General features: G+C 46.8%; 17 protein-coding genes and 2 tRNA genes. 6 read left to right on the forward strand and 13 right to left on the reverse strand.

Features of this window, described 5'->3' with window-relative positions; all coding sequences use genetic code 11:
- Nucleotides 1–91: 91 nt before the first annotated feature.
- The 3 genes from DFP97_RS15655 to DFP97_RS15665 all read right to left on the reverse strand — a co-directional run bounded on the left by DFP97_RS15655 (nucleotide 92) and on the right by DFP97_RS15665 (nucleotide 2,162).
- Complete coding sequence (locus DFP97_RS15655) at nucleotides 92–385, reverse strand: hypothetical protein (RefSeq protein ID WP_114381123.1); 294 nt, start codon at nucleotides 383–385, stop codon at nucleotides 92–94.
- 228 nt (nucleotides 386–613) lie between these two features.
- Entirely contained in the window at nucleotides 614–1,810 is a 1,197-nt protein-coding gene (locus tag DFP97_RS15660) for an MFS transporter (protein ID WP_114381124.1), read from the reverse strand.
- A gap of 70 nt (nucleotides 1,811–1,880) precedes the next feature.
- Nucleotides 1,881–2,162, reverse strand: a complete 282-nt coding sequence (locus DFP97_RS15665) for an ArsR/SmtB family transcription factor (RefSeq protein WP_114381125.1) — start codon at nucleotides 2,160–2,162, stop codon at nucleotides 1,881–1,883.
- 189 nt (nucleotides 2,163–2,351) lie between these two features.
- On the opposite strand from DFP97_RS15665, the gene DFP97_RS15670 reads away from it, so the two are divergent.
- Nucleotides 2,352–2,825, forward strand: coding sequence for a GNAT family N-acetyltransferase (locus DFP97_RS15670; RefSeq protein WP_114381126.1), 474 nt, complete (start codon nucleotides 2,352–2,354; stop codon nucleotides 2,823–2,825).
- An 80-nt stretch (nucleotides 2,826–2,905) separates the two neighbouring features.
- Here DFP97_RS15670 and tlp read toward each other — a convergent pair whose 3' ends face one another.
- Entirely contained in the window at nucleotides 2,906–3,121 is a 216-nt protein-coding gene (gene tlp, locus DFP97_RS15675) for a small acid-soluble spore protein Tlp (protein ID WP_114381127.1), read from the reverse strand.
- 168 nt (nucleotides 3,122–3,289) lie between these two features.
- Here tlp and DFP97_RS15680 point away from each other — a divergent pair, with 168 nt between their 5' ends.
- Both DFP97_RS15680 and DFP97_RS15685 read left to right on the forward strand, forming a co-directional pair.
- Nucleotides 3,290–4,654: an N-acyl-D-glucosamine 2-epimerase gene (locus tag DFP97_RS15680; RefSeq protein ID WP_114381128.1), complete on the forward strand. Its 1,365-nt coding sequence runs from the start codon at nucleotides 3,290–3,292 to the stop codon at nucleotides 4,652–4,654.
- 148 nt (nucleotides 4,655–4,802) lie between these two features.
- Nucleotides 4,803–6,254 carry an amidase family protein gene (locus DFP97_RS15685; RefSeq protein ID WP_114381129.1) on the forward strand — a complete coding sequence of 484 codons (1,452 nt, stop codon included), beginning with the start codon at nucleotides 4,803–4,805 and terminating at the stop codon, nucleotides 6,252–6,254.
- 60 nt (nucleotides 6,255–6,314) lie between these two features.
- Here the strand turns inward: DFP97_RS15685 and DFP97_RS15690 are convergent, their stop codons facing one another.
- The 6 genes from DFP97_RS15690 to DFP97_RS15715 form a co-directional block, all read right to left on the reverse strand.
- Nucleotides 6,315–6,524: a YrzA family protein gene (locus DFP97_RS15690; RefSeq protein ID WP_114381130.1), complete on the reverse strand. Its 210-nt coding sequence runs from the start codon at nucleotides 6,522–6,524 to the stop codon at nucleotides 6,315–6,317.
- Nucleotides 6,525–6,584: 60 nt separating this feature from the next.
- On the reverse strand, nucleotides 6,585–7,997 hold the full coding sequence (locus tag DFP97_RS15695) for a sugar porter family MFS transporter (RefSeq protein WP_114381258.1): 1,413 nt from the start codon (nucleotides 7,995–7,997) through the stop codon (nucleotides 6,585–6,587).
- A 235-nt stretch (nucleotides 7,998–8,232) separates the two neighbouring features.
- Nucleotides 8,233–9,576 (reverse strand): response regulator transcription factor, encoded by a 1,344-nt coding sequence (locus DFP97_RS15700; protein ID WP_114381131.1) that lies wholly within the window; start codon nucleotides 9,574–9,576, stop codon nucleotides 8,233–8,235.
- Nucleotides 9,551–11,002: a sensor histidine kinase gene (locus DFP97_RS15705; protein ID WP_114381132.1), complete on the reverse strand. Its 1,452-nt coding sequence runs from the start codon at nucleotides 11,000–11,002 to the stop codon at nucleotides 9,551–9,553. Before DFP97_RS15705 ends, DFP97_RS15700 begins: the two co-directional genes overlap by 26 nt.
- Nucleotides 10,999–11,994 carry a sugar-binding protein gene (locus DFP97_RS15710; protein ID WP_114381133.1) on the reverse strand — a complete coding sequence of 332 codons (996 nt, stop codon included), beginning with the start codon at nucleotides 11,992–11,994 and terminating at the stop codon, nucleotides 10,999–11,001. The genes DFP97_RS15705 and DFP97_RS15710 overlap by 4 nt, the downstream gene beginning before the upstream one ends.
- A 99-nt stretch (nucleotides 11,995–12,093) precedes the next feature.
- Nucleotides 12,094–12,513, reverse strand: coding sequence for a GNAT family N-acetyltransferase (locus DFP97_RS15715; protein WP_114381134.1), 420 nt, complete (start codon nucleotides 12,511–12,513; stop codon nucleotides 12,094–12,096).
- Nucleotides 12,514–12,941: 428 nt separating this feature from the next.
- On the opposite strand from DFP97_RS15715, the gene DFP97_RS15720 reads away from it, so the two are divergent.
- Nucleotides 12,942–14,219 carry a M48 family metallopeptidase gene (locus tag DFP97_RS15720; protein ID WP_181873543.1) on the forward strand — a complete coding sequence of 426 codons (1,278 nt, stop codon included), beginning with the start codon at nucleotides 12,942–12,944 and terminating at the stop codon, nucleotides 14,217–14,219.
- Nucleotides 14,220–14,288: 69 nt separating this feature from the next.
- Here the strand turns inward: DFP97_RS15720 and DFP97_RS15725 are convergent.
- Both DFP97_RS15725 and DFP97_RS15730 read right to left on the reverse strand, forming a co-directional pair.
- A tRNA-Pro gene (locus tag DFP97_RS15725) sits at nucleotides 14,289–14,365 on the reverse strand.
- A gap of 9 nt (nucleotides 14,366–14,374) precedes the next feature.
- Nucleotides 14,375–14,450 (reverse strand) — tRNA-Thr (locus tag DFP97_RS15730).
- A 160-nt stretch (nucleotides 14,451–14,610) separates the two neighbouring features.
- Between DFP97_RS15730 and DFP97_RS15735 the strand changes: the two genes are divergently transcribed.
- Nucleotides 14,611–14,862 (forward strand): hypothetical protein, encoded by a 252-nt coding sequence (locus tag DFP97_RS15735; protein ID WP_114381136.1) that lies wholly within the window; start codon nucleotides 14,611–14,613, stop codon nucleotides 14,860–14,862.
- Between the two features lie 98 nt (nucleotides 14,863–14,960).
- Here the strand turns inward: DFP97_RS15735 and pdxR are convergent, their stop codons facing one another.
- Complete coding sequence (pdxR, locus tag DFP97_RS15740; protein WP_114381137.1) at nucleotides 14,961–16,379, reverse strand: MocR-like pyridoxine biosynthesis transcription factor PdxR; 1,419 nt, start codon at nucleotides 16,377–16,379, stop codon at nucleotides 14,961–14,963.
- Nucleotides 16,380–16,491: 112 nt separating this feature from the next.
- Between pdxR and DFP97_RS15745 the strand changes: the two genes are divergently transcribed.
- Nucleotides 16,492–17,043, forward strand: coding sequence for a pyridoxamine 5'-phosphate oxidase family protein (locus tag DFP97_RS15745; RefSeq protein ID WP_114381138.1), 552 nt, complete (start codon nucleotides 16,492–16,494; stop codon nucleotides 17,041–17,043).
- Nucleotides 17,044–17,093 lie beyond the last annotated feature (50 nt).

Below are 17,093 nucleotides of genomic sequence, written 5' to 3' on the forward strand. Positions count from 1 at the left end.
AGAAGATACAAGGGACATGGCAAAACAGGCTTCTGCTATTTACATGCGGAAGCCTGTTGAACCTATGCCAGTCTGATTTTGCAATAGGGGGTCAGCTGCACATGGTTGTTGGTTTTACAGCGGCATTGAAAGCGGCGCGATTATCCCATAAAAACGAGATGACACTGTTACGGTCCTCAAAAAACAATTCACTATCGTCTACGTAGTCTTGACCAAGTCCGTGTACGCTGAAACGATTTTCGGGATAGTGCATTAAAGTCCATTGTCCCCCGCGCTTGCGATCTTCAAACACAAGATAAAATTTTTCGCCTGCAGCATCCCATTGCGACAAAGAGGCAAAGTTGTCCAAAATAAACTCAATGTCAATTTTCTTTTTAATTAGCATGGTCCATCACCCTTTTTCTTTTAGATAGAAGTTGGTATATTTCAGCGGTTATTTGCATACGGACAAGAAAAGATTAAATGAAAATGCCGAAAAAGTATGTCAAACGATAGGAAGGGTTTATGGGATTGTTTGTCGAAAATTGCGAATCCGCTTTCTGGAGGTTGAAAAAGCAAAGAAGGAGCAAGCCTCAGCGGCTTGCTCCTTTTGTTACTTCTCTGTGCGAATGGTTTAGGTACCCGTTTTCAGCAAGTTTCGTTCTGCCGTCTTCCGGCGGGAGCGGGATCGGGATATTCCGAAGGATGCGGCGGCTGTACCCGCTGCGATGATTACGCTAAGCGCTCCGATCCAGCTGATGGACGTCAGCGACGTTTTCTCTACGACGACGCCCCCAATTCCCGCACCTGCAGCCATTGCAAGCTGCAGAACCGAAGTGTTCAGGCTTAGCATGATACCGGAAGCTTCCGGAGCAAGAGTAATTAAATGATACTGCTGAGTCGGACCCGACGACCAGGCAGAGAACGCCCATAACATGAGCAGCGGGAACACGACGGCCGGGGATTGGCCTGCAAGTGAAAGCAGGACAAGAGCAATTGCATGGAACAGCATTCCGCTGACCAACGTACGGGGAACTCCCCATTTATCTGTGCTAAAACCTCCTAATTTGGATCCGATCAAGCTGGCGATGCCGAATGCGAACAGCCCTGCACTCACTCCTTGTTCGGTTAATCGCGTTACCGTAAGAAGAAAAGGCGAAATGTAAGTGTAGACGATGGAATATCCGGCGATCCAGAAGAAGGTTACCAACAAGGCTGCGACGATTCTCGGTTTCTTCAGAAGCGCAAGCTGTTTGCTCAGCGGTACCGGTTCCTCGCCCTCCGTTCGAGGAATCGAGAAGAGAATAACGAGCATGGCCGCTAGTCCCAATATGCCGATTCCCGCGAAAATTAGCTTCCAGTCATAAACGGATGCGATAAGTCTTCCAAGAGGCACACCAACGATAAGGGAGGTACTAAAGCCCATTACCAGCGTCGCGATAGCGCTCCCCTGCTTTTCGGGCGGAGCCAGTTTGGAAGCTACGGTCAATGCCGTAACGACGAATACCCCGGTGCTTAGAGCCAAGATGATTCTGGATATGACCAGGAATTCAAATCCTGGCAATGCAACGGCAATTCCATTTCCTATTGCGAATAATCCAAGCGAGTAGAGCAGCAGCTTCCGTCGCTCCATACGTGCCGTTACGGCCATAAGGAATGGGGTACCGAAAGCATAAGCGAGCGAAAAAACGGTAATAAGCTGACCGGCCGCAGAAACCGACACCTCCGTGTCCGCGGCAACTTTATCCAAAATGCCTGCGATAATAAATTCGGACGTTCCAACCAAAAAACTGATGACGGCCAACATGTAGATTTTCCAAGCGTTCGACATGATTGTTGCGCACCTCTCTCTACTCCATTATTTTTATATTTCTAAATATATAGAAGTAAAATCAAAAAAATTACTCCAACAAAAAGGGGGCGTACTTTTGCGCCATATCACGGTTCACACTGTAGAAGATGTACGTTCCATCCTTGCGGAGATTCAACAAACCGCAATCGGTCAATTGCTTCAGGTGATGAGAGAGCGTCGAGCCGGCGACGGATTCCAGCTTGCTTCCGATATCGGAGCAGCACAGATTCCGCTCTTCGGTAAGCAGCAGAGCGATTTTGAGCCGGGTCGGTTCCCCGAGTGCTTTGTATATTTTGACGGCTTGCCGTACTTCCGCGTTATCTTCCACCATCGGAACCTCACCTTTTCCAGTTGTTGTTATTTCTATATCTGTCGAAATTAAAATACCATATCTTATCACGAAAGTAAACAGGCAAGAAAAAAGTTTCAATATTCAGGTTGACGTCGCAGAAGCTTGGTGTTTAATGTAAAAGGATATTATCCTTTGGAGCATCAATTTGTAGGAAGGGAGGAGCATCAGATGTCTGATATGCTCGTAAAGCTCTATCAGCTTCCGGAGCTGGAACCTGTTATTAAACAGCTTGCCGATAATGGCATTGAAATCCGCCGCGCGATAGCACCTGAAAAGCATGTTGTCGTCGACTGGGTCAGACAGCATTTTAACGAAGGCTGGGCTAGCGAATGCGAGGTTGCGTTTGCAAACCAACCGGTATCCTGTTATATAGCCGTTAAGCAAGGCGCTTTGATTGGATTTGGCTGCTACGAGGCGACGTGCAAAAACTTTTTTGGACCGACAGGCGTGTCTGTGAACGAACGTAAGCTTGGTGCAGGAAAAGGGCTGCTGTTAGCTTGCTTGCATGCCATGAGAGCGCTCGGCTACGGCTATGCCGTTATCGGGAGCGCGGGACCAAAGGAATATTACAGCAGAATCGTTGGCGCTACGGTTATTGAAGACTCCACACCTGGTATATATAAAGGCATGCTTAAGCTTTAAACGTAAATGGCAGTTCTTGAGAAAAAGCAGCTCTTCCCAGGAAGAACTGCTTTTTTATTGAATGCTTTAGAATGACGCTTCTACTGTCCGGCTTCGTCTTTTTTTTCTTCTACGAAACCATTAATGCTCGCTCTGCGCCGTTCATTTTTCGCTTCAAGAATTTGCTTTTCATCAGCGGAAATTTCATTTGCGTGTTCATCCAGGTAATCTTCAGTATCCTGCAGATTAGCTATGGTGTGGTCGATATGCTGCTGCAGGTGCACCTCATTATCTGCACGATTGTCGGGCTTAGCCAAAGTATTTCCTCCTTTCCCATTACATAAATACCTCGTTAAGATGACCCAAATTGAGCGATGCTATGCCAAAAAAACGCATGATACGGTTGTAAAAAAACAGGCACGATTTTACTCATAGGATGAATATGGTACACTACCTGTGAAATTGGAAAAAGGAGGTATAGCCGAATGTCCAATTTGTTCAAGGGGGTTTTCAAAAAGCAAGCCCTCTTTGGTCCCAGCATCCAGATCGATCCCTCATTTCCCTATTATCAACAGCGGTCACCGGAAAGTATAGTCGAGGAAATCGAGCTTTCCGGTTACAAAAGCGTTCATTATTTTGTAGTAAATGAACATGTGGTTAATGAAAGGCTCATCGAGTCTTTCCATCATAGAGGAATTCCGGTATGGGCAATGGTTATCGGCAATGGCACTTTTTCTACCGAACGGTTTCCGGAAGAATGGCCTTCGTGGCAGATGAAGCTGTTAAAGGAAACGAATGACGGCTTCTGGCGGTTTTCGCCTTTAAGTGAAGGGTACGTACAGTGGAAAAGAGCGGCAATGGCTAGACTAGTCACGGAATATCCTTTCGACGGGATCGAAATCGCCGAGCCGTATTTTCCGGAGTGGGGCGGTATAAAACGAGGCGTTTACGGTGATGTCGGGCCGCATGCGCAAGCTGCTTTCCGAGAACGATACGGAATTGAAATGCCTGAGTTTGTAAACGCTAAAGCACCAAATTATTACCTTCGGGATCGAGATACGTACCGCAAATGGATAGATTTTCGCGTGGAAGCAGTCAATGGCTTTATAGACGAAATGATTAACGGAAAAGGGGGAGTTCGTGAGTTAAGGCCGGATATTGCTGTATCCACATGGTCTCTTGCCATCAACGCTGGTCCGGATAGCTTAGAACGTCTCAGGGAAGATCAAGGATTGGATGCGCCGTCAATGATCGCCAAAGTGCGGCCGGATATTCATTATTTACAAACGCATTGGCCCGACTGGACCCGGGGCGATCTCCCGGCGGATTACGTAAGGAGCTACCACCCTTTTGTCGACCAAATCCGCAGCCGGTTTCCTGGGCTTCCGCTTGCCGTTCAGGCGGATATCGGATCGGCGCGGCATATGATCAAGGGCGCGAGCTGGCTGCAAGAATTCAGCCGCACGGCCTTCGCGCTAGGTTTGGCAGCATGGACAGCTTATGAGTATCATACCGGCGGATATATGTATGAGGAGAAGCCGATTCCGATACATAGCGAGCGAAAAGGCAGAAGCTTAGTCGTTTTGTCCTTCAACAAACGGATTGACGAACATTCCGCCATGAACAGCGCTAACTATACGGTTTGGAGCAACGGGCGCGCTATCCCGGTTGCATGGGAATCCATCATAGTAGACGGGAACCGGATCATCCTTCGTTCCGGGCAGCTTCCACCACATTCATTTGTGTTAGAGCTGAACCATATTCAGGATACGCCGGATCGGTGGCTGTTTCGGGAGATAGCAGCGAATACCATTCCCGCAGGGACGAAAATGACCATTTTGGGAGTGTGACATTAGGGAGTAGATACTGCATAATAGGACAATGAAGCTAATAGAAAGCCGCAGCTAAGAGGCAGGAGATCGTAGATGTTCTTTACCATCAACATAGTATATACTATGCTCAGGCAGCAGACATCCGGGTGAGATAAGGGGTCAGAGCATGGAGATCGTTGAAGCAACTATAACAGCTGTTCAAGCGGCATTGGATTCGGGGGATATTACGTCCAGGCAGCTTGTATTATTCTATCTCGACAGAATTGCGTCTCATGACAAAAATGGTCTGACAATCAATTCCGTGCTTGAAATTAATCCCGATGCTTTATTCATTGCTTCCGCTTTAGATCATGAGCGGGCTGCGAAAGGGTCTAGAGGACCTCTGCACGGCATTCCGATTTTGCTTAAGGACAATATTAATACTGGCGACAATATGCATACAAGCGCAGGCTCGCTTGCGCTTGCAAACTCCTACGCGGGAGAGGATGCCTTCCTTGTCAGGAAGCTTCGTGAAGCAGGGGCGATTATATTAGGCAAAGCGAATATGACCGAATTTGGTAATTTCATGACAAATGGCATGCCGTCCGGATACAGCTCGCGCGGCGGTCAAGTTCTTAATCCGTATAATATCTCGACGCCAACGGGCGGCTCCAGCGCAGGTTCTGGTGTTGCTGTCGCGTGTAATTTTTGCACGGCTTCAATCGGTACGGAAACGTCCGGCTCCATTCTAAATCCATGCAACTTAAGCTCGACCGTTGGCATAAAGCCGACGGTCGGATTAGTAAGCCGTTCGGGCATTTTGCCGCTCTCAAACAGTCAAGATACGGCGGGTCCTATGGCTAGAACAGTAACGGATGCGGTGCTTGTGCTAAATGCCATCGTAGATAATGATCCAAGTGATGCGGCAATGGGATCAGGTTATTGGAGAACGCATACGGATTATACCTCTTTTCTGGATGCGAACGGTTTGAACGGAGCTAGAATCGGGATTCCGAGAGATTATTTTTTTGAAGAATTAACGGACGAGCAGCTTGCGATATTTAATGAAGCGGTTGAAAAAATGCGGCAGCAGGGAGCCGTCATCGTTGATCCCGCCGATATAAGAACGGCGCGTCAAATCGTATATTCCTCAGTCGTGCTGAATGAGTTCAAATCATCGCTGAATGCATACTTATCGAAACTTCCGCCGAGTGCCAAGATTCGCTCTTTGAAGGATATTATCGCATTCAACAACGAACATCCCATCGAGACGCTGAAGTACGGACAATCGACCTTGCTATCATCGGAGACGACAACCTCGGGTACGTTAACGGAGACAGCGTATCTTCGCGACCGCGCAACTGATTTGAAATTGTGCCAGATTGAAGGAATCGACGCGACGATGGCGGAGCATCAGCTTGACGCGCTGTTATTTCCGGCCGATTTTGGCGCCAGAATCACATCGCGTGCCGGATATCCGTCTATCGTCGTGCCCGCAGGATATACATCGAAGGGCGTTCCCTTCGGCGTCGCGTTCGCAGCGAGAGCGTATGAGGAGCCGACATTAATCAAGCTGGCGTTCTCTTACGAGCAGCACAGCAAGGTTCGCAGGCCGCCTTCTTTAAAAAGCTTTATTTGATTGGACAAAAAATCCTCCCCGCTCTTATAACGGGGAGGATTTCTATTTAACTCTATGAAGCTACTTTTTAGCTTTAAAATGAACAACGGCGCTGTACAGCATTTTTTCTGTTTTCGGGTTGAATACCGCCTGGTGATTAACGGCGAATACGTCAAGCAGAAGCGCTTTATTGTTTTCAATCTGCTGGTCGATTTTAAGCTCCAGCGTTTTCAAGTCGTATGCTTCAAAAAATTCTATTTTGTTTTCTATTAAATCTAATCGGAAATCCATTCATTTGTCTCCTAAGCATAGGTTATAGTATAAACCTATTATACCTTGACTCTGTTGCTCTTACAAAGCATCAAGTTTAGGGACAGCGGAAGTTGTATTCTCTTCTTTAGACGACCATAAGGACTCAATTTCCTCGAGTGACTTGCCCTTCGTCTCGGGTACAATGCGCCATGTGAAAAAGAAGGTAAGCAGGGCCATGCTGCCGTAAAGCCAAAAAGTTGTCGCAGGACCTGCGGAGCTTAGCAGCGGCGGGAACGACTGAGAAACGACGTAATCGGCTGCCCAAAGCGTCATTGCCGCAATTGCAGTAGCTTTTCCGCGAATCCGGTTCGGGAATATTTCCGACATAATAACCCATACGACCGGCCCGAGCGAAATAGCAAAGGAAGCGACATAAATCAAAATAAAAATAAGAACGAGCGGTCCAGCTGTATTTCCGGTTTGGAAAGCGACGCCTATGACAAGCAGACATATCGCCATTGAAGCGGAGCCGACGAGAAGCAGCGCTTTTCGTCCTACTTTATCAATCAGCCACAGGGCTACAATTGTGAATAGAAAATTGATAAAGCCAACGAGAATGGTCTGGACAAGAGAAGCGTTCGTACCAGCACCCGTTGCCTTGAAAATTTCAGGGGCGTAATACATGACGGCATTAATGCCCGTAATTTGCTGGAGTACAGCTAGTCCGACACCGACGATTAATGCGATGCGCAGTCCGGGACTGAACAGCTGACGGATCGAGCCGCTTTCCTGCTCGAACGATTGCTTGATATCGACGACTTCTTTTTTGGCAAGCTCTTCGCCATGAATACGCAATAAAATCGGCAATGCATCAGCAGGTCTTCCTTGCTTGATTAGCCACCTTGGGCTTTCAGGCACGAAGAAAAGCAAGGCAAGAAACAGGACGCCGGGAATGGCGCCGACACCGAACATATACCGCCAAGCGGAAGCAATGCCCCAAGCTTCATCTCCAGATCCGGAAATCCACAAATTAACGAAATAAGTAAGGAAAATACCGGTAACGATTGCAAGCTGATTCAGCGCAACCAGACGGCCGCGGTACTTTGCCGGTGCAATTTCAGCGTTATAAAGCGGACAGAGGGTAGAGGTAATACCGATACCGATACCTCCGATAATCCGGGCAATAATAAATCCGGAAAATGTCTCAGGAATTGCTGAGCCGATCGAGCTGATGATAAACAGAATCGCAGCCGTGATCAGAACTCTTTTACGTCCGAATTTATCGCTTAACAAACCTGACATGGCTGCGCCGATAATACAGCCGATAATTAAACTGGAAACGGCCCAGCCGACTTCGATTTTATTTAAATCAAAGCGCTGCTCCATAAAGCCGATTGCCCCCGACACGACAGCCGTATCGAAACCGAATAATAAACCGCCTAAAGCGGATACCATTGAAACAAGTGTTACAAATTTCATGCTCACTTGTTCACGTTTGTTGTTCATTGTCATTTCCAACTTTTTATCTCCTCTCTGACTTGCACCTGTCCTGCCTTTCAAACGATTTTTATTATATCACGCGATGCTTTCGATCTAGCGCGCAATCACCTTCACTTATCAGTGTTCTTCCCGCATTAATTTCGGGCTATCCGCTTAATGCCGCATGTTTCAGAAAAACTAGCACAATGTTGACCTTTTAACGATAAAAAAGTCCATGTCGTCATGACATGGACTTGGCATTTATTGCTTATTTCGATTGACTTCGGTACTCGGAAGGCGTGACGCCGGTCACTTTTTTGAAAACCCGGCTAAAATAATTCGGGTCATTGTATCCGACCTCGAAGCATACTTCCTTCAGGCTCAGATGTCCTGAAGCCATTAATGCTTTCGCTTTATCAATCCGCAAGCCGGTGACAAAATCAATAAACGTTGTTCCAACCTGCTGTTTAAATATTTTACTGAAGTAGTGAGGATTCAAGTGTACGGAGTCTGCAACTTCCTCGAGAGAGAGATCCTCGGTGTATTTTCCCTCTATATAGCTCTTGGCTCTGTCCAGGACAGTCTGAGTTTGCTGCTCGCGTTGTTCCCGAATCCGCTGCATGGCTGAGATCACGTAGGATTGATGGACGGAATCCGCACTCAATGACTGCTTCTCCGGCTCGTAAAGGGCATGGCCGCTGCCTTGCTTTAGCTCGTCGAAGTGGCACACTTTACCGCATTGCTCGAAATAGGTGGACGCAAATACCGCTTCAAAATAAGATTTGCGCAGCCCGTCTGCGCCGTTTCCAGTCATACCGATGCCGATCGAGACCTCAACCTCAAGCTGTCGCTCCGTTAAAGCGCACAGCTCTGCACCATATGCGATAACTTCCTCTTTCCACATATCATCCTTCGCTTCCGGCGCTTTTTGTAAAAAAACAGCCATATGGCGGTCGATCAAAGAGCTGACGATGCTTGTCGCTTCATAGGTTTTGGCAAAGCTTCGGATAATATCATATATTTTTTGCTTATTTTGTGATTTAACATCTCCCGGGAAAGCGATCACGATTGCACAGCCTTGGTCGAGAGGAAAGTTCAGCCATTCGGAGAGCTGCTCAATATCCGTATCCGTAATATGGTTAACCATAAACATCATCGCAAGCTCATTTTCGGCGAGCGGAAGCAGCTGTGACAGCTTGTGCCTGAGCTCCAGCTCATCCGAACGCTTACGCTTCTCCCGATCGAGTTCCCGGATAAGCTGCTCTAATGTTTTGACCACCTGTTCACGCTTTGCAGGCTTGACGAGATACTCCTTCACGCCTAACGTAAGCGCCTCTTTGGCATATGCAAAATAATCATAGGCTGTCACCAGTACAAATTTCGTGTCCGGCAATCTGTCCTTAATTTCCCGAATGGCTGCCAGACCTTGGATGCCGGGCATATTGACATCCATCATCACAATATGCGGACGGTGCTCCTCGGCCCGTTCAATTGCGACTCGTCCATTTTCAGCATGGATAACCTGAAAGGTATCTGGCATCATTCGCTGAATGATCCATTCCAGTCCTTCACGCTCCAGCGCTTCGTCATCTGCGATTAACAGCCGATACATGCGTCTGTTCTCCTTCCTCTCTGGGGGGAATCCGTATCGTTACCGTCGTTCCTTTTCCCAGCTCGCTTTCTATGTCGACCAGATCGTCTTTTCCGTAAAATAGCTGCAGCCGCTTAAACACATTTTTTGTGCCGAGTCCCGTGGATTGTTTTTTTTCTGTCCCGGCTTCCAGCCGCAGCAATGCCAGACGCTCTTCCTCGCTCATTCCGCTTCCATTGTCCGACAGCGATATGCGTACACCCTCATGAACCCGCGCAATTTCCAGACGAATGACAGCGCCTTTCTCCATACGTTCAATGCCATGGAGGAATGCATTTTCTACGATTGGCTGGAGCGTCAGCGAAGGTATCGTTTGCTGCAGCGCCGACTCGTCGATATCCAGCTCCAGCTTGATCCGGTCGCGGAAACGGGCTTGTTGAATGGTGAAGTATTCCTTCACATGCTCCAGCTCATCCCGAAGCGTTACCGGCTGATCCAGATTGCGTAAATTGTACCGTAACAGATTCGACATCGATATGATCAGGTCACTTGTTTTCTCCGCTCCTTCCAGAAGCGCCAGCTTCGACAGCACATTGAGCGTATTGAATAGAAAGTGTGGATTGATCTGGCTTTGCAGCGCCTGAAGCTCCAGCTCCTTGACTAATCGGTCCTTTTCCAAGCTTTCTTTATCCTTCTCGATCAAAACAAGCAGATCGCTCGACATTTGTTCGAAAGCGCCTGACAATAACCCAAGCTCGTCCTTAGAACGAAGCGGAGGCGGGTCCATAAGCAAATTGCCCTTGGAAATTTGCTTGGCACGAACGACAAGCTGGCTGACCGGACCGGTAATACTACGGGAAATCCACACGGCAAGCATGACGCTCATCAGCGTATTAACGATGAATAAGGCCGCTGCAAGACGGTTCATCCGCTCATTTTCTTTTTGCGTTTGCTTGTAGACGGGTTGATAAAGACTTAATTCCATATCGACGAGCTGCTGTCCTTCCTCGCGAATAAACCCGGCCGTTTTCTCCGCTTCTGCATAATGGCTCTGTGCAGCCCGAGGGGCTTGATCGTTCACTGCTTTGATTGAGGCCTGCTCTTGCTCCGAGAACGTATCCAGCATATGGATGTAGCTCATCAGTGCTTGCGACTGCAGGGAGGAGCCCGGATATTCCTCAAGCAGCACGCGCTGCTCCTGCAATGCTTTTTGTGCTTGTATCAATTGATTGTTGTTAACAATATCGGGGTTAATCAAATAGCTGTAAAGCTTTTTTAAATTGTCATCCACCGCCTGAGCGGATTGCTTGTACACTAAAATACGGTCCATCATTACATTATAGCTCTGCTGCACCATTTTTCCGCTCTGAAACAGAAAGAACGTAACCGAATTGACGAGCAGAACAAGCAAAGGTATAAAAATGAGCAGCTTTGTTCGTATCGTCATCGGTTATTATCCTCGCTCCCGGTACTGATCTTACTGCGGTCCAGTACAGTTGCAGCGGTAAAATGCTGCTTCGGCAGCGTCTTTCCATTTAAATAATCATTTAGCTGAGATACGGCATCAAAACCTATTTCATATGGCTGCTGGATGATGGTCGACTCAATTTTACCTTCACGGATACCTTCTATCGTTTCATCCAAGTCGTCAAATGCAAAAATGTTCAATTCTTGAGGACGGACCCGCTCAGAAGCTTCCAGCGCCCCGATACCATCCAAAGCGCTAAAACCGACCATAAAACGTACTTTGGGGGAATTAATCAGAATGTCTTCTGCAACACCTGCAGCTTGCAGACGAGAAATATTGGATGAACGTACGTCGACGATCGAAAGGTTCGGATGACGTTGGATAACCGAGCGAAACCCCGAGAGCCTGAGTTGTTGATTAGGCGCTAGCTCATTGCCTAGCAGGACGGCAATGCTGCCTCCGTTACCCGCTGCTTTCGCAACAAGCTCACCCATTAGCTTTCCGGCTTCTAAATTGTCTGTGCCAACGTAAGTCAGACGCCGTGTATCCGGCTCGTCCGTATCTACGGTAATGACCGGTATTCCTATGCCGACGGCTTTGTCAATCAACGCCCGATACCGGGGATCATTGATTCCTTGCAATAAAACGGCATCGGCTTTAGCGGCGATTGCTTTCTCCAGCAGCTTGATCTGCTCATTCGGATTAATACGGAATGGTCCGACGTATTCAAGCTGCATCCCGTACTCTCTTGAAGCTTCACGAGCCCCTTGCTCGATTGAACGCCAATAAGGATTGTCCAGCTCCTGTGAAATCAGCACGACATGAAGGGAGGAACCCGGCGACACACTATCGGATAGAATAGGCTGGAGCAGCCCGCGAATACGCATCGTTGAAAACAAAAAGCTTAGCAGCAAGCAGGCAAATATAATAAAAAGGACAATAATCCCTATATTCCATTTTCGATTCGACATGTAACAGCTCCTTAATTCGTCCATATAGTGGCTAATTATACAAGAAGCTTGACGCAAGCAAAAGCAGCCAGCATTTGCCGGCTGCCTCTCATGTACAAACTATTTATCCATCACCTTGAACATTCCAGTCATGCCGGGCGCATGATTGGCGAAGCCGAAACGCTCGTAAAACGAGTCATTGCCCTGTGAGGCGAACAGGCCGACGAAAGCTGCTCCGACACAATGCTCTTCAATGTAGCCCATAAGCCTGCCGATGATTTTTTTGCCTAGTCCTTTGCCTTGATATTCCGGTAGTACAGTAACGTCCTGTATATAATAATACATAGCTCCATCGCCAACGATTCGTCCCATCCCAATTACGGCTTCTTCACAAGTCACTACGACGCCATATACGGAGTTAGCTAAGGAGGGGGCGGAAAGCTTTATATTGACGTTACCCCAACCGACGGCTTCCCATAATGCTTGATGCTCGGAAACGGTTGGGACACGCTCTATTAATTCAAATGTTTGTTTTGTCATTGTTAACCACCTTTCTTAAATGGGTGGTTGCTTGATGAACAACCGCCGTTTATACGTTGATTAAGTTTGATTTATGCTCCATTTCAATCAGCCTCCAGTCATATAGATAAAGTATAATTGGAATGTTACTAATTTGTTAACTGTTTCGGTCAAAATAATCAAATGATTTCATGTAAAATAGACAAAGATGACAAAGGGAGGCACATATTATGAACGTTCCGGTTGGGGTATGGATTTTTGCAGCCATTATCGTTGTATTGCTTACTTGGCTGACTTTATGGATCACGAAGAAGGCGTATTCAAAAAAATGGGATGACTCGGATCAATAGTACATACAAATAAGCATTCATTTCCAGCGAAAAGGAGATACACCAGGTACAGGAAGTCGTGTATAATTTGTGTATTGTTTTTTGAAGGGGATGTGTGGGTTGAATTCGTATAGCTTGGATCCGTCGCTTATTCATAAGAAAGAGAATCGTTATTTTGTACTCGCTCTAGTTTTTAGTGTTTTTATGTACCTTAGCTTGTTTATTTCGATAATCGGGTTATTTATTATTCCAGTACTGGTGCTTCTCCCATTGTTTGCGCAAGCTCTCTTGATGGCCAACATTCGAACCAATGGCGTTCGGATTTCGCCCGGGCAATTTCCCGAGGTATTTGCAACTGTACAGGAGCAATGTGCTAAAATGGGCTTTTCCACCGTTCCGGACGTATACGTGATGGAGTCGAGCGGTATTTTGAACGCTTTCGCCTCGCGTTTCTTTGGCCGTAATATGGTTGTGCTGTATTCGGATTTGTTCGAATTGATTGAATCAGGCGGAAGCAGGGAGCTGACATTTGTTATTACTCATGAGCTTGCACACATTAAACGCAATCATTTGACGAAGCAGCTGCTTATCTTTCCGGCATTATGGTTTCCGTTTATCGGCGAAGCTTATTCCCGGGCTTGTGAATATACGTGCGACCGGATGGCCGCTTATTTTACCAATGATGCGGAAGCGGCAATGAATGGTCTGACGATTCTGGCGATCGGCAAGACGCTGTACAAGCGTGTCGATCGTGAACAATATTTGATACAGAGCAGTCAGGAGAATGGGCTATTCGTTTGGCTGGCTGAGAAGCTTTCGACACACCCGCCGCTGCCAAAACGTATTTATGCCATCCAACAATTTGTTGGGGCGAATACCTCAGCCGTTTTCAAATCATCCAAAATCGGTCTTATTGTTCTTCTTTCCGCAGTCGTTATTTTTATGGGAGCCGTTTCGATCGGTGTCCTATTTTCCGACAGTATCGTCAAACTAACGGAAACGTTAGCTATAACGGCATCCGGCGATGAATTGCTGACAGCAGCCTCAGACGGTGATTTGGAAGGCGTGCAGTCATTGCTTAAATCAGGTTCTGATCCGAATGTAGCAGATGAGGAAGGGTGGACTGCGCTTATGTGGGCCACTCAACTTAATGACACGGAGATGGCTTCAGCATTGCTTGAAGCGGGAGCTGATCCGAATTTGCAGGACAGCTATGGCTGGACACCATTAATGATTGCGGCAGCGAGTGGTAACTATGAAGCAACGCAGCTATTGCTAGATGGTGGAGCAAATCCTGCTATAACAGATGATTCTGAAATGACTGCTGCGGATTATGCGCTCGAGAACGGTTATGATGATATTGCTGCACTGCTTCAAGAGATAGGCGAGCAAATATAAATAAAGAAAAGAAGCTTGATCGCTCAAGCTTCTTTTCTTTATGTATAATAGCTTTAATTGCGTTCACGATGGTCGGGACGACACGATTTGAACATGCGACCCCCTGGTCCCAAACCAGGTGCTCTACCAAGCTGAGCTACGTCCCGTGAAAAAACTGGTGCCGTCGAGAGGACTTGAACCCCCAACCTACTGATTACAAGTCAGTTGCTCTACCAATTGAGCTACAACGGCAAGTGATTTTCGTGAGGCACAAGAAGTATTATTACACAGATGCAAAAAGAAATGCAAGTGTTTTTTAATCAAAAATAATCATAAGCGGAAAATCCAAAGGGTACGATAAGAGGTAGCTTCGCATTGATTCGACCGAACGGCATAAAGGAGGCATTCACCTATGGACACTAAAGAATTGGAAGAGCAGCTCGTACAGAAGTTAACCGAGGGCGAGATGCAACAAGTAGATACTGAAGAGGCAGCCCGTATTCGTTTGCCTATGAAGACGGAGATCCGAATACCGGCGCACATCGACCCAGTGGTGGAGGAAACCAAACAATACCGAAAGATCGCTGAAGAGGTTGATGAGCGTTATTCCCGGTATGACCGATTGGTTGAGGGAGATGTGCCTGAAGGTAAGAAGGATTCATAGTCCCGTTAATGTACGGGCACTTTGATCGTTTTGTCATGGACAAGCAGACTGATACAGAAACAAACCCTGCCTTTTGGTAAGGGTTTGTTATGCTTGGCTCAATGTCCGGTTGGGAACCATGCTTCGCTAAGCAAGCTTATTCCTTCTTCGATCTCCGATTCCTCCAAGCCCCCGAAGCCAAGCATGATATAGCCTGATGGACACTGAACGGGGTCATTCCAATGTTTTTGCGGCGAGTATACCCGGCATTTATTTTGCTCAGCGAGATGGATTAATTCGTCGCTGTTTCTGCCCTTCACATGAAGCAGTAAATGAAGTCCCGACATATCTCCGATCACTTCCACACGCTCTCCCATCCGCTTTGCAATCGAGGAAGTAAGCGTTTTATGCTTAGACTGGTACATGCGCCTCATTCGTCTTATATGTTTTGTGAAATGTCCTCTGCTCATAAAAAGCATGACTGCCTGTTGGATTATTGGAGACACAGGTTGGTTATACGCCATCAGCTCGGGTTGAATCGAATCCATCAAAGACTTTGGAAGTACGATGTAACTAAGTCGGGCTGCGGGAAGAAATGATTTGGACAATGTACCCATGTAAATAACTCGTTCCGTGCTATCTAACGCTTTAAGCGAAGGGATTGGCTGCCCGTAATAACGGAATTCACTGTCATAATCGTCTTCAAAAATGATCGCATCACGTTCTAAGGCCCACTGCAGCAGTCGGATTCGTTTTTGTACGGGAAGCACCATTCCTAATGGAAATTGGTGAGAGGGCGTCACATAAACGGCTTTTGCAGCTGATTCCTGTAAATGATCAATGCTTAGACCGTCATGCTCGAGCGGAATTGGCGTAAAGGTGCAGCCATGATTACGAAAGATCGTCTTGACTCCATCATATCCCGGGTCCTCCATGCCGATCTGAATCTTATTCAGTGGCAGCAACTGACAGAGTAAACTGACAGCTTGCTGCGTCCCGGCACATATAATCATTTGATCAGGCTCACAAATGACGCCCCGTGATTCATATATATATTTGGCTATTTCGTAACGCAAGCGATGATTACCTAGCGGATGACCGTAACCGAGAATTTCATTCGTCTTTTCGGAAACGGCATCGACCAAGCATCCTTTCCATATTTCGTAAGGGAAACGCCTAAGTTCCATATCTCCATAGCGGAAATCGTATTGGACGGGTTGTCCGTTAATATTCGATACAAGATTGTTTGTTAAAGATTCGGCTGCAGTAATAGAGGGGCGAACAAGCTCCTCAACCGGTAAAATGGTAAAGCCGTTGCGCGCTTTGCTCTCCACGTAGCCTTCTGCAAGGAGCTGTTGATAAGCAGCTTCAATTGTGTTTTTACTAAGATCTAAATGGAGTGCAAGCTGTCGAATCGAAGGGAGACATTCGCCTTGCTTCAAAGCTCCGGCTTCAATTTGATCACGGATATATTTGTAAAGCTGCATATAGAGCGGAGTGCTGCTGCGTTTCTCCAATAAAGGCATAATTGCTAGCATAGCGAACACTGACCCCTTCCAAACGGCTGATTCTGTCACTTTTAATAGTGACAACTAACTCATATGATGACATTATCACAATACAAGTCTTATCGAAAGGGGATTGATAATAATGTTTTCCATACGGTATCAAAAGCGGGAATGTACAGACTCCAGTAAAATCGATGCATTTTTATCACATGCAAATGTGGGCTTTCTCGGTCTTTCTGACGGTTCGCAGCCTTATGTTGTCCCATTAAATTTCATCTGGCTGGATGGTGCGTTTTATTTTCACGGTGCCGCAGCTGGAAGAAAGGTGAATATTCTTGAGAAAAATAAGGAGGCATGCTTTACCGTTAGCGAGCAATACGGGACCATTACAAACCCGATCCCGGCACATACGGATACCGCATATATGAGCGTCATGGCATTCGGACATATTGAACTGCTGGACGATCTAGATCAAGCTTTGTATGCCATGCAAAGGATGCTGGACAAATATGTCCCGGGTTATTATGATAAGCCCTTGTCTAAAGCGCATCTAGAAAAGTATAGGTCTTCATTAGGCAGCGCTACACTCGTCTTTAAGCTAATCTGCAGTTCCATGACAGCGAAGGAAAATGAAGAAGTTCCTGAAAGGATGTATGATAGGGCTCATTATTCGAACAATCATGTAGGTGATTAAATGGGAAACGAAATACGTGAAAAAAAAGCAGCCCTCTGCATAAGCAACGG

Origin of the sequence: Paenibacillus prosopidis (assembly GCF_003337375.1) — a bacterium.
GTDB classification, from domain to species: Bacteria; Bacillota; Bacilli; order Paenibacillales; family Paenibacillaceae; genus Pristimantibacillus; species Pristimantibacillus prosopidis.